Below are 12,846 nucleotides of genomic sequence, written 5' to 3' on the forward strand. Positions count from 1 at the left end.
TTTTACCTCGTTTGTACTATTATGAAAAGAGCTATAAATTATCGATCGATGATTGATGATATTGTTTCTGGTCTTAAGAGTGGAGAAATACAAAGTCATAAAAGATGTAATGCCAAAGAATTTTATGAAAAATATCTCAAAGGGTTTTCGAGTAAGGAGGGTTTGCAAAAGCTGGAAGCTAGTGCTATTGAAAGTGCAACAACAGAACTATCAGACTTAAAACAAGTAATAGAAGAAATAAAAAAGTCAAATGCTAGTCATAAAATGATGACACAAAATATAGAAAATGTTAAAAATACAACAAATATTTTAGATAGTCTTATACTTCGTGATACGAATGTGAGAAGGCCTAAATTATTGGGAACATCTCGATCAAACAAGGAAAATATGGGAGTGTTAACAGTAGGTATGTTAGCAGTGGTAGCAGCTGTACCATTTAAATATTGGTTTTGTAATAGAAAAAGTAAAGGCCATAGTAGGTCTAAAGAAGAAACTCCATCTAGTAATTTATTAAATGTAATAACCTTAGAAAGTAGAGATAATTGTATTAATTAGCCAAAATATTCCAAATACTCTTTAATAGAATTCTTTTCAGTACTTTTTTTTATAACTTCCTCATTTAATAATTTTGATGTTCTAATTATTATACTTAATTTATCATTACTTATTGTGCAAGCAGGATGAGAATTTTCAACAATGTACATCCTTTAGTAAGAAAAAATCAATACATTCACGATAAATTTACCTCATATCTGTGTTTTATGTATGGAATTTGTAATGGAAAATTATGCAGGCAAAGAAAGAAGAATAGTGAATGTAGTTATTCAACATTGGAGCGATATAAAAGGATCAGATAGGGAATGGCCAGAAAGACATGAAATAGACACTGCAGAAATCATGGAGTCATGGCAGCATTGTTTTATTATTGAAGTTAAAGATCGAGGTTATGTTTGTGAAAATGCAGGAGAAAAAGCCATTGAATTCTATGGTTTTGAAAAAAGGATGTTTATCGATAATAAGTATGCAATTGATGCACCGTTTTTGCTGCTATATAAAATAGGTGCAGTTATTGATAAACTTGATGCTCTAATAGAAAGTAAATGCCCAATTAACGAAGAGGAAGAAAGTGAAAGTGTTAAAATGAGGCAAGTATTGTTGCCAATTGGGGATAAAGAAGGTATAACACATATATTAGGCGTAATTACATTTAAGCTCCTTTAGAATATAATTTTAATTTGATTCTTTAATAAAATTATCTATACTTGTACTACTAAGGAACTAGATAGTGGTGTTTGTAAATTTGTTTGGGATATGACAAAAATAAAATTAAAAACTAAATCTTCTGTTAAAAAGCGCTTTCGCCTTACAGCTAAGGGTAAAGTCATCTCTACTCAGTCAGGCAAAAGGCATGGCATGATAAAGAGAAGTAAATCTAATATTCGTAATCAGCGCGGCACAGCAATTCTCAATAAATCTGACTCGCGTATAGTTAAACTTTATATGCCTTATGGTATTTAATAAAATGGAGGTAAAATAAAAATGGCTCGGGTAAAATGTGGAGTCAATACTCATGCTCGTCATAAAAAGATATTGAAATTAGCAAAGGGTTATAGAGGACGGGCAAAGAATTGTTATAGAATTGCATTACAAAGAGTTGAAAAAGCACTGCAGTACGCTTATAGAGATAGAAGAAATCGCAAACGTGATTTTCGTGGCTTGTGGATAATACGTATTAATGCAGCAGCAAGAGAATATGGGCTTACTTATGGTAGGTTTATGCATGGTCTTAAACTTGCTAAAATTGATTTAAACAGAAAAATTCTTGCTGAGATGGCTGTTAATTATAAGGATAATTTTGCTAAATTAATAGAAACTGTAAATAGCAAATTAGCAGAAAATTCTTAAAGCAAAAACACTTGAAAACATGAGAATTATTTTCATGGGGTCACCGGAGTTTGCGGTTAGTACGTTAAACTTACTATTGAAATCGCACAACAAAATAGTAGCAGTATATACCAAGGCACCAAAACCTTCAGGGCGTGGGCAGAGACTAACAAAATCTCCAGTACATGTTGTTGCTGAAAAAAGTGACATGGAGGTATGTATCCCTGCCTCTCTAAAATCTCCAGTAGAGGAAGAAAAGTTTAGAAATTTTAAGCCAGACGTTGCAGTTGTTGCTGCGTATGGATTGATACTACCAAAAGGAATTTTGAATATTCCAAAATATGATTGTATTAATATTCATCCTTCATTGCTACCTAGGTGGCGCGGTGCAGCTCCGATACAGCATGCAATTTTAGCAGGGGATCAAGAAACTGGGATCAGTATCATGCAATTGGATGAAGGATTAGATTCTGGCCCTGTTTTCAAACAGAGAAAACTTCTTATTGAAAAGAACGATAATTACAAGACGTTGCATGATAAATTGTCTGAATTAGGTAGTGATTTACTGCTGGAAGTGCTAAACGAAATTGAAAAGCAGGTTCCCTTAAAACAGAATGATAATGACGCGTGTTACGCTGACAAAGTAGAAGACTATCAAATTTACGCAAGTGATACCTGTGAAGTTGCTTATAGAAAAGTTAAAGCTTTTTATCCAAAAGCATTCATTAAGATAGAGAATAAACGTATCAGGATACTTGATGCTGACTTTGAAGCTTCTGCTTCAGAACATGGCAAGATTATTAACGATAATATACATATAAGTTTAAGAGGCGGCACTTTAATTCCTAAGGTTGTACAAATGGAAGGAAGAAATCCTTGCAGTATTGAAGACTTCGTTCGTGGCTTAAAGTCAAGTGTGACAAAAAAATTTATAGAATAAACTACTTTGAATTAGTACAGAAATGTAATAGCTAAATTTCTTTTTCTTAGATATAATCTTAAAAAACCTTCCATATGAAAATGAAAATTAAAAGAGCTTTAATATCAGTATATGATAAAACAAATATAATTGACCTTGCATCATTTCTAATGCAGCAACAAATAGAAATTCTTTCAACGGGCAATACTTATGAAGTGCTATCTGATGCCGGAATAAAAACACGAGAAGTTTCAGATTACACACAATTTCCAGAGATACTAGGTGGTAGAGTGAAAACTTTACATCCTAAAATTCATGGAGGAATACTTTGTAATAGAGAAAAACACAAAACGGAGATAAAAAATCTAGATATTGAGCCGATAGACCTGCTTATAACTAACCTATACCCATTTTGGGAAACAGTAAGTGGTGGCTCAAGTGAGGAGGAAATCATAGAACAAATAGATATTGGTGGAGTGGCATTAATTAGAGCTGCAGCAAAAAATTTTCATTTTACTTCAGTCATTTCTAGCACTCAAGATTATGAAACACTAAAAGCTGAGATGATAAAAAATAACAGTGAAACAACATTGGAATGTAGAAAACATTTGGCAACTAAAGCGTTTGCTCTCACTGCACACTATGATTCTAACATTCACAGTTGGTTTTTATCCCAGAGTAAAAATAATGAATTGCCAGAGTTTTTTGCACTATATGGACATAAAGTACAAGAACTCAGGTATGGTGAAAATCCTCATCAAAAAGCTGCATTTTATAGCAATCAATTTACCAAATATCCGCTGGAAAAAATACATGGAAAAGAGTTGAGTTATAATAATATAGTAGATATAGAGTCCGCACTTAACATAATTTCTGAGTTTAAAGAGCCTGCAGCAGTGATAATAAAGCACAATAACCCATGTGGTGCTGCTGTTGGCAATAATGCTTTGGAGGTATATGAAAAGGCTCTATCGTGTGATGAAATAAGCAGTTTTGGTGGCATAGTTGCCTTAAATCGGGAGATAGATTTAAAGCTAGCAGAAAAATTAAACGAGATATTTTTGGAAGTAGTGATAGCACCTTCAGTCAGCAATGAAGCACTAAAAATTTTGCAAAGAAAGAAAAATTTAAGAGTGATTATTCATAAATCTTTCCAACAAAATGAGAAGTACCAAATTAAAAATGTTGTTGGCGGGTTCTTAGTGCAAGAAAATAATAACCACGCAATAGGAGAAATGAGTCAAGTAATAGAATGTACTACAACAGAAAAAGAGGACCTTATTTTTGCTTGGAAAATATGTAAACACGTAAAATCCAATGCAATAGTGATAGCAAAAGGCGGTTGTGCTATTGGCATTGGTGCAGGACAAACAAGCAGAATAGATAGTGTAAATATTGCAGTAAAAAAAGCAGGTGAAAAATGTAAAGGCGCGGTACTTGCTTCAGATGCATTTTTTCCATTCCCAGATAGCATAGTAGAAAGTGCAAAACATGGGATCACAGCTATAATTCAGCCTGGCGGTTCGTTGAAAGATCAAGATGTGATAGCAGCTGCAAATGAGAATAAAATTGCTATGTTTTTCACTGGCGTTCGCAGTTTTTTCCATTAGGCTTTGTGTCTTATGGCTAGAGATTTTTCCATATCATACCACCATAACTGTACGAACATTGTGTGATATAAGAGATCAAGAATGACGTCAGCTGACACTGGTTAGCTATAGCAGAAATATCAAACATTACTACTGCCAGTAATCAATGAATGACGCAGCCGCCCACTGCAATCAATGTATCCAATAGTGTTCATGGTTTTTTAAGGAGTTGTGTGAGTAGATGCATGTATAACATATTAGCAAAATGGCAGAAAAGAAGTTTTATTTGGCTGAAAGCGAAGTTTTAGTTGGGAGTGCTAAATGACCTTAAAGAGAGAGGAGTAGAGGACTGCATGTATTAAAAAGCTTTCCTACAGCGATAAATAGCTAATGCGGAAATGTATAGTGCATCAGATAAGGAATTCACTGAAATATGTATCCAGTAAAGATGTGAAAGTTTTCATGAATGATCTGAAAAAAGTATACCGTGCTGCAAGCAGAGAAATTGCCGAGAATTATTTGCTTGAGCTGGAAGAAAAATGGAGTGAAAAAATATCCCTTGGTTACAAAATCGTGGCAAAACAATTGGGAAAATTTGTCTGGTTATTTTAAGTATTCTGGGCCAGTTAGGAAGCTAATTTATACTACTAATCCTATTGAGGGGCTGCATAGGCAGATCAGAAAATTTACCAACACAAATGCCTTGTATAAGCAGGTATATTGTGCTATAAAAAAAGTAGAGTAAAAGTGGACTACAACTTTGCCTTTTAACTATGTCTCAACTTGACATCTTCTTTTCTGGTAGATTGAAAATCGAGTTGAATTAAAAATTCGGTTTGACACAGTTTATTTAACACTCCCTAATCTTTTTACAGGGATTTAAAATAGCACTATTGCGATTCACACCAGATCTTAATGAGTAACCGTTCACGGATTGTGAGAATGAATAAAGAACTAAGCAGTGACAGCTACTAGATTCTGTAGCTTTTGAAAGGGGTTCTGGCCATTTAGACGTGATGTCAAAAATATCGACAACATTCTTTCCACGAATCTTTCTCCACGTTCTGACCAGGTGAAAAAGCTGTTTTTACGATAAATTACGTACCGTCTAATTTGCCGTTCTGCAAGGTTGTTGGTTGTTTCTATCACTTCAGGTTTTCTTAAAAACTTCCACATCATATCCTCAGACCGTAACATCTTAGCGGCCATTCTTGAAGCTTGAGTGCTATTTACAACCCTCGTCATTTTACGTAAAAAATGTTTTACCCTTTTCTGAATTTTTCGCATCAGTCGATAAAATCTCAAATTATCTATCAAATTTTGTTTTTTTGCCTTATCTACTACAAACACCTTATTGCTGAGCGATTTTAGTGCTTGGCCAATTTTGCTTACTTCAACATTTTTACTATGGGCAAATCTCTCAAAATCTCTTGCCAAATGTGCCCAACATATCTGTCTATTTTCACGATTGAAGTAATTGTATACAGCGTATCTATCGCTCACAACTATACCATCATATTCTGGCAGTAAACTCTTCAACACCTTCTTACCACGAGACTCAGTTACCCTCAGAAGTGTCAACGCTTTGTTCGTTATTACCCAACTCCAGCCTCTCTTTCCTTGATCTGTTTCGTCTATATGCAAATATTCGCTTTCTTGCAACTCTTCCTTCATTTTTTCATATTCAGATGCACACTTCTTCGATACCCTGCGTTCAGTATTTGAAACTAAACCAAGGCTTATATTTAGATTAAAAATACTGCCTAAAATTTGCTGTACCTCTCTTTTTGAGTTAATAAAAAAGCCGCTAAGGCTGCTTATGATCGCTTTAGCATTAGACCCTAGAAGATCTCTTGCAACACCTTCGGGTAAATTTGCTGTAATTCTTTTTTTACATACTCTACAACGTCCTCTTTGCAATCTGTACTCAGTTATAATTGGCTTAATTTCTGGCAACTCTGCCTTCTGATGAATAATTTCATCTTCTAAAATAACCTTACCTCCACACATACAAATCGTATCAATTGTGCAGCTCACTACCTCATCTGCAGCCATTAATTTACGCTTATGCACCTTATGTCCTGGCTGACCTCCTGGTTTTTTATCACTTTTCTTTTTTGCTTTCTTACGATATATATCTCGTGACGGTGGTAGCGATGAATTTTGCGAATTTAAGCCCAATTTGTCTTCTAATTCAACTATTTTTGCTTTCAAGCTATCATTTTCTCTGATCAGCGCTTTTATTTCTTCCTTGAGATTAACGTTTTCTGCCACAACCCTCTCTTGCAGCACTGTTATCATTTACCATTCCATATTTAGCTTCCTATTTCTTTACACTTTTATACTTACTTTGTAAACCACTTTATCTCCGTGAACGGTTACGCGGGAAAAGGTTGAAAAACAGAAGAAATGTCATGGAAGAACGTCAAAATTGCCTGTATTGGAAGGCAAAATCCTCTGTATTATCAAACTTATATAACACACCGATTCTTGAGTAACTTGTATAACTCAAACATTTGCCGATTATTCAAGAAAATGGAACCACTTTTGGCTAAAAAAATCTCAATAAAAAAGGACAGGCCAGAAAGAATTTTGAAGATATTAGCAGATGTAACCAATACAACGGCAAAAAGATAGAAAAATTGTCTTATTCTGGAAAGAAAAGAGTAAACACAATGAAAGCAGAAATCGTTATAAAAGAAGATGGGCAAATTCTATCAGTGTCACACAGAGCACGATTTTAAGATACGAAAACAGGAAAAAATGTTGCCAAAAGAGAATGTAAAGTATGCAGATTCTGGGGTGGCAAAAATTGAGAGTAACGTTGTAATTCCACATAAAAGGTATCGGGCTGACGGATGATCAACAATCGGAAGCTGGTATCATTTAGGTAGAGCATAAAATCTGTGAAATTAAGATTTTATGTCGCATACCTATCGCAATTTTCAGAAGAAATACAACATGAATAATTGCTGATCTGGTAAACCTCAGACATGGGTTTTTATTGATCCTGCTGTTCGCCTAACTCATGCTGAAATTAGTTGCATACCGTTTCGCAGTGGGTCTTTCAATCAACCATCTTGCCAGCAAAAATTTACCTTCCATGAATATAAATGCAAAAGAAATGGTTGCACAAATTGAAAAGAGAAAAGGTGGAAAATAGTAATATTTGGATATAAACTACTTCCTTGCTCACGAAAGTTAGCTCTTATCATAACATTTTTACAAACGTAAAAGGAAGTTTTTATAGGATTGGGGCTAAAGAAAACTTGCATATAAATGTATCAAGGTGTAAAATTGTAAATATTGAAAATGAATAGGTTAGTTATGAATCTTGTAACAAGATCCGCTATCGATTTCACTGCTCCTGCTGTTCTCGCTAACGGAAAAATAGTTGACGACTTCTGCTTGGGTAAACATATAAAGGATAAGTATGCTGTCCTTTTTTTCTATCCGCTTGATTTTACTTTTGTCTGTCCAACTGAGTTGATATCACTTAGTAACAAAATAGAAGACTTTTCAAAACGTGGTGTTGAAGTTATAGGGTTAAGTGTAGATTCAAAATTCTCACATTTTAAATGGAGAGAGACTCCAGTTAATGATGGTGGCATTGGAGAGATTAGCTACACTTTAGTATCTGACCTTAAAAAAGCTATAGCAAGAGATTATGGAGTATTACATGATGACTCAATTGCACTAAGAGCAACTTTCATTATTGATGATAAGTTTGTTGTGCGTCATCAATCGATAAATGATTTACCTTTAGGACGTAATGTCGATGAGTTTATTAGAATTATTGATGCAATAAAACATAATGAAGAGCATGGTGAAGTATGTCCAGCAGGGTGGAAAAAAGGCAAGCCTGCAATGCAGGCAAGCGATGAAGGAGTGGCTGATTATCTAAACTCACACAGTGCAGAATTATAGATTTAGTACAAAAGTTCTTATTATTGGATCTGGGGCAGCGGGTTATGCTGCTGCTATATATGCAGCACGTGCAAATTTAGAGCCAATTGTAACAACAGGAATGCAACCTGGTGGCCAACTTACAATTACTACTGATGTTGAAAACTATCCAGGTTTTATTTCTATACAAGGTCCAGAACTCATGGAACAAAAGAGGTTGCATGCAGAGAAGGTGGGGGCAAGGATAATAGATGACGAAATAAAAAGCGTTGAACAATTTGAGGATTCTAATGAGTATAGATTCAAGTCCTTTGGTAATAGTAATGACTACTATTCAGATGCAATTATAATCGCAGCTGGTGCGCAAGCAAAGTGGCTTGATCTGGAGAGTGAAAAGAAATTTCAAGGTTATGGAGTTTCAGCATGTGCAACTTGTGATGGCGCATTTTTTAAGAATAAAGTTGTAGTTGTGATTGGTGGTGGAAATACTGCCGTTGAAGAGGCAATATTTTTAACTCGATTTGCCAAAGAAGTAATATTAATACACAGGCGTAATTCATTAAGAGCGGAAAAAGTAATGCAAGATAGACTCTTTAAAAATGATAAGATAAAAATAATGTGGAACCATACCGTGGAGCAAATTCTTGGGGAAGAAAATCCTAAAAAAGTTACTGGCATTACAATTAAATCGACGGAAACCAATGAAGTTCAGGAGTTGAAAGTGGATGGTGTGTTCATTGCAATTGGGCATGCACCAAATACAGGTATTTTTAAGGGCTTTGTTGAAATGGATCAGCAAGGTTATATAATTACGAAACCTGGGACAACTCTAACCAGTAGGGCAGGAGTGTTTGCTGCTGGTGATGTTCAAGATAAGGTATATCGCCAGGCAGTAGTTGCTGCAGGAACAGGGTGCATGGCTGCACTTGATGCGGAAAAGTTTTTAGAATCATAACTAGTTTTAAAGTTTTCAATTAAATTGCTTGCAATTTTCTTTGTTTTTTTTATAATTGTGTTAATAAATTATAAGATGAGGAGAATTTAGTATGCCTTTTGAAAACAATGTAGCTTTTGGAAGAAGATTTGTTGATGGTACAGCATTAGGACAGTTCAGTGCATCAACAAAAAAGTTATTTAAGGCAATTGATGATGAAATTCTAGAAGATTTTAAACAAGCTCTGGAAGAAGGTGCGGATGTTAATGCGTTTGATGCGGGATATACACCACTAATGACTATTATCATGAATGGTGATGACAGCCCTATATGTTTAAAAATGATGATGTTGCTTTTACAACATCAAAATTTAAATATTAATGCTCAAGAAACTAAAGAACGCAATACTCTAATTTTGGATCTAGAAATTTAGAAAAAGGCATAGGAAACCCACTTAAAAAGTGTTAATAGTATACACTATTCTCTACGATTTTTCAACGTTATAGTAAAAAACAACTCTATAAACATATTATATACATTCCTCCTTCCTCTTCACCTTAGGTGGCTTCGCTCAGCTCAAAAATAACTCATTTTTTTGGCTCTTTCTAATAACCTCAACATCACTAAATTCAAAAGTTTGGCTTCCTAAAATTTGAAATTTCTCATGTCCTTTTCCTGCGACCAGCAGAATCATACCCTCGTTATAGGCAATATCTACTCCTTTCTCTATAGCTTCTCTCCTACCTCCTATCTCCAGTGCATCAGGGCAATGTAGTAAAATATCATGGCGAATTTTTGCCGGATCTTCATCACGCGGATTGTCATCTGTGATTATTACTTTGTCCGCACACATTTGTGCTATTTTACCCATTTCTGCACGTTTTGTTTGATCACGATTTCCACCACAACCGAACACTAGAACTATTTTTTTGTTAAAGTGCCATTTTAAAGACAACAGAGCCTGTTTAAGTGCACTTGGAGTGTGCGCATAATCCACAAATGCAAAAGGCTTCACTTTTTCCATTCTCCCTGGTGGAGAAGCGAGTTTGTCTATACATATCCTTTGATATTCCACTCCAGATGAGATAACTATGCCAATTGCACACAGCAAATTATACGCCTGAAATTGCCCTAGAAGTGGAAAAAACGTATCATAAATTTCACCACCGATTTTAATTGTCAGATGTTGGCCACTTTGAGTTGGTATTTGCTTTATTAAAGCAATGTCAGAAGCTGCTTTTCCATAGGTTATAATTTTGTTGCCACGCTTTTCAGCTATGTTGAGCAACTCTCCGTATTCGCCTATATCTGCATTTAAAATCGCTGTTTTTTCTTTTGGCAATACCTCACAAAACAACCTTTTTTTAGCCTCAAAATACTCATCGATACTTTTGTGATAGTCTAAATGATCTTGAGAGAAATTAGTAAAAGCTGCAGCAGCGAGCCTAAGTCCGTGGATTCTGTATTGATCAATTCCATGACTTGATGATTCCAATACTAAGTGTTCTACATTTATACCACGCAATGTTGCGTAAAGTTCATCTGCACCTGGAGTGGTAAGACTGTTGCTATTACCTTTTCTGCCATTATTGATACATGTTCCAAGTGTTCCTATAGATGCTGCATTATCTTGCCAAATCTGGCGGCAAAATTCTACTACTGAAGTCTTGCCATTTGTGCCTGTTACAGCAGCAACATATTTTGGCTGCTTGAATTGATAAAACCTGCTGACTATTTCGCTGTATATTTCTTGAGGGTTTGGGTGGTAAAGCACTGCAAAACTTGGAGTATCTGTCATTTGAGTAGCAGACACTGGAATCCAGTTTTCATTATGCAATTGCCTAGTATGCTCATTTGCAATTAAATTTTCTGGATCCCAGTGTCTGGGCACTGGAATGACACCATTTGCTATGCAATCACTTGCAATTATCGCTTTAGCTCCACAAGATAATATCTGATCTATGAAAATCCTGTTCCTTTCTGACGCACAAACAAAAAGATAACCTTCTTTGACTCTCTTAGGATTACATGTGACGCCTTTGATTTCAATATCAAAATCAACATTTACAATGTTATGCAGTAGCTCTTTCAGTCTCACAATCATTTTTAATGCTTGAACATGGCAGTCTTACTAATGCAGCATCCAAGTCAAAAATCAAATCTTCAGGATCTTCTAATCCGCAAAATATTCGCACAAAACTTCCATCATAATCTGAATTCATTACAGATCTTGACATAGATCTATGATCTATTGGTAATATCAAACTGTCGCACCCTCCCCAAGAAGCACCGATGCCGAAAACTTTCATATGATCAACCATGCAGCTTAGTTTCTCACATGAATATTCTCTATCCAGTACTATACTAAATACGCTACTTGCTCCTTTGAAATAACTTTTCCATAAATCATGCTGAGGATAGGAAAAAAGTGCCGGGTATAAGACTTTTTTGACTTTTGGATGTTTTTCCAGCCACTTTGCCACTTCCATTGCTGTATTTCTGTGCCTTTTCATACGTGTGTGCAGTGTTCTTAGCCCCCGATGTGCAAGGTAGCAGTCGTGCGATTGAATGGTTACTCCATAATTTTTATAGCTCTCATAAAGCAATTTAAAAATTTCACCTTCAGCAATAATAGCTCCCATCACTAAATCTGAGTGACCGGCTAGATACTTTGTCACCGCATATAGTGTAACATCAACTCCATAATCAAGCGGCTTAAATAATAAAGGAGTGGCCCATGAATTGTCGCAAACAGTTACGATTCCACGTTCTTTAGCGACTTTTACTATATGCTCTATATTCGAAATCTCAAACGTTATAGAACCAGGAGTCTCAATCATGATGAGTGAAGTGTTACTCTGAATTAAATCAGTTATATCCTGCGTTGGATCATAGAAAGTTACTTCTACTCCTCTTTTTGGTAGTTCATTTTCGGCAAATCTCTTGAGCCTATAATAACTATTATCTTGTATCAAGACATGCGAACCTGCTTTAGTGAAAGTCAAAATAGCAAAAGTAAGTGCAAATAATCCAGAAGGGTAGATGAGTGCTTGTCCCCTACCCTCAATTTCAGCCAGTGCATTTGAAAAATAATGAACAGTAGGCGTACCAACATTACTATAGCTGTAATCCCTTGCAACACCATCATTGATCACATCATATATACTCTCCCCATTCGCTGCACTTAAGTAATCCTTGTAAGTAGGAAATAATATGGTAGAAGAATGATAAACTGGTGGGTTCATCGATCCTTTATAATCATTAAATTTTCTCCCTGCTTTAACTAATAAAGACTCTCCTCTCACGTTTCTACTATTTATTTTTTAAATTATATTCACTTTGCGTATATAAGTTAAGAGAAATCGCATGTACTCGTTCTATTTCACTCTTTAATAATTCATAGATCAATTTATGCCTCTTTAAAGAGCTCATTCCAGAAAAGTCGTTAGATATTAATACTAATTTGATATGTGAAGGTAGTGTTGAAGACGAAGCAAAATAATGATCTGCATGCTTCGCTGATTCATCGATAATATTAATATCAACTACACTTATTGAACCGCGTAGCTTTTCTTCTATCGTTTTAATAATATCCATAATGGTTCCTTTAACCA

13 protein-coding genes and 2 pseudogenes are annotated in these 12,846 nt (G+C 35.2%); 11 read left to right on the top strand and 4 right to left on the bottom strand.

Translation table 11 applies throughout. The features are described from left to right. The first annotated feature begins 21 nt into the window (after positions 1 to 21). From ABLO99_RS05235 to ABLO99_RS05265, 7 genes and pseudogenes are all read left to right on the top strand, one after another. On the top strand, positions 22 to 555 hold the full coding sequence (locus tag ABLO99_RS05235) for a hypothetical protein (RefSeq protein WP_349967064.1): 534 nt from the start codon (positions 22 to 24) through the stop codon (positions 553 to 555). Between the two features lie 222 nt (positions 556 to 777). Then, a complete protein-coding gene (locus ABLO99_RS05240; protein WP_349967066.1) occupies positions 778 to 1,221 on the top strand; it encodes a PAS domain-containing protein in 444 nt (147 codons plus the stop codon). A gap of 90 nt (positions 1,222 to 1,311) precedes the next feature. After that, positions 1,312 to 1,518, top strand: a complete 207-nt coding sequence (gene rpmI / locus ABLO99_RS05245; RefSeq protein WP_047758838.1) for a 50S ribosomal protein L35 — start codon at positions 1,312 to 1,314, stop codon at positions 1,516 to 1,518. 21 nt (positions 1,519 to 1,539) lie between these two features. After that, a complete protein-coding gene (gene rplT, locus ABLO99_RS05250) occupies positions 1,540 to 1,905 on the top strand; it encodes a 50S ribosomal protein L20 (protein WP_349967068.1) in 366 nt (121 codons plus the stop codon). Positions 1,906 to 1,924: 19 nt separating this feature from the next. Further along, entirely contained in the window at positions 1,925 to 2,824 is a 900-nt protein-coding gene (gene fmt / locus ABLO99_RS05255) for a methionyl-tRNA formyltransferase (protein ID WP_047758840.1), read from the top strand. Positions 2,825 to 2,904: 80 nt separating this feature from the next. After that, positions 2,905 to 4,413, top strand: coding sequence for a bifunctional phosphoribosylaminoimidazolecarboxamide formyltransferase/IMP cyclohydrolase (gene purH, locus ABLO99_RS05260; protein WP_349967070.1), 1,509 nt, complete (start codon positions 2,905 to 2,907; stop codon positions 4,411 to 4,413). A 129-nt stretch (positions 4,414 to 4,542) separates the two neighbouring features. Then, positions 4,543 to 5,219, top strand: a pseudogene (locus ABLO99_RS05265) (transposase); the annotation flags it as partial. Between the two features lie 127 nt (positions 5,220 to 5,346). Here ABLO99_RS05265 and tnpC read toward each other — a convergent pair. Continuing rightward, on the bottom strand, positions 5,347 to 6,693 hold the full coding sequence (gene tnpC / locus ABLO99_RS05270) for an IS66 family transposase (protein WP_349967072.1): 1,347 nt from the start codon (positions 6,691 to 6,693) through the stop codon (positions 5,347 to 5,349). Between the two features lie 85 nt (positions 6,694 to 6,778). Here tnpC and ABLO99_RS05275 point away from each other — a divergent pair. The 4 genes and pseudogenes from ABLO99_RS05275 to ABLO99_RS05290 form a co-directional block, all read left to right on the top strand. Beyond that, positions 6,779 to 7,417 (top strand): annotated as a pseudogene (locus ABLO99_RS05275) (IS5/IS1182 family transposase); the annotation flags it as partial. A gap of 302 nt (positions 7,418 to 7,719) precedes the next feature. Beyond that, entirely contained in the window at positions 7,720 to 8,319 is a 600-nt protein-coding gene (locus tag ABLO99_RS05280; protein WP_047759079.1) for a peroxiredoxin, read from the top strand. Then, positions 8,306 to 9,253 (top strand): thioredoxin-disulfide reductase, encoded by a 948-nt coding sequence (gene trxB / locus ABLO99_RS05285; protein WP_047758842.1) that lies wholly within the window; start codon positions 8,306 to 8,308, stop codon positions 9,251 to 9,253. Before ABLO99_RS05280 ends, trxB begins: the two co-directional genes overlap by 14 nt. 91 nt (positions 9,254 to 9,344) lie before the next feature. Then, entirely contained in the window at positions 9,345 to 9,665 is a 321-nt protein-coding gene (locus ABLO99_RS05290; protein ID WP_047758843.1) for an ankyrin repeat domain-containing protein, read from the top strand. A 138-nt stretch (positions 9,666 to 9,803) separates the two neighbouring features. Here the strand turns inward: ABLO99_RS05290 and murE are convergent, their stop codons facing one another. From murE to ABLO99_RS05305, 3 genes are read right to left on the bottom strand one after another with little or no spacing between them, the layout of a single operon-like run. Further along, positions 9,804 to 11,336 (bottom strand): UDP-N-acetylmuramyl-tripeptide synthetase, encoded by a 1,533-nt coding sequence (gene murE, locus ABLO99_RS05295; protein ID WP_349967076.1) that lies wholly within the window; start codon positions 11,334 to 11,336, stop codon positions 9,804 to 9,806. Then, positions 11,305 to 12,537 carry a cystathionine beta-lyase gene (gene metC, locus ABLO99_RS05300; protein WP_349967078.1) on the bottom strand — a complete coding sequence of 411 codons (1,233 nt, stop codon included), beginning with the start codon at positions 12,535 to 12,537 and terminating at the stop codon, positions 11,305 to 11,307. The genes murE and metC overlap by 32 nt, the downstream gene beginning before the upstream one ends. A gap of 7 nt (positions 12,538 to 12,544) precedes the next feature. Next, on the bottom strand, positions 12,545 to 12,829 hold the full coding sequence (locus ABLO99_RS05305; RefSeq protein ID WP_349967080.1) for a BolA family protein: 285 nt from the start codon (positions 12,827 to 12,829) through the stop codon (positions 12,545 to 12,547). Positions 12,830 to 12,846 lie beyond the last annotated feature (17 nt).

It is taken from the genome of Wolbachia endosymbiont of Armadillidium arcangelii, from assembly GCF_040207875.1.
In the GTDB taxonomy this organism is placed as follows: domain Bacteria; phylum Pseudomonadota; class Alphaproteobacteria; order Rickettsiales; family Anaplasmataceae; genus Wolbachia.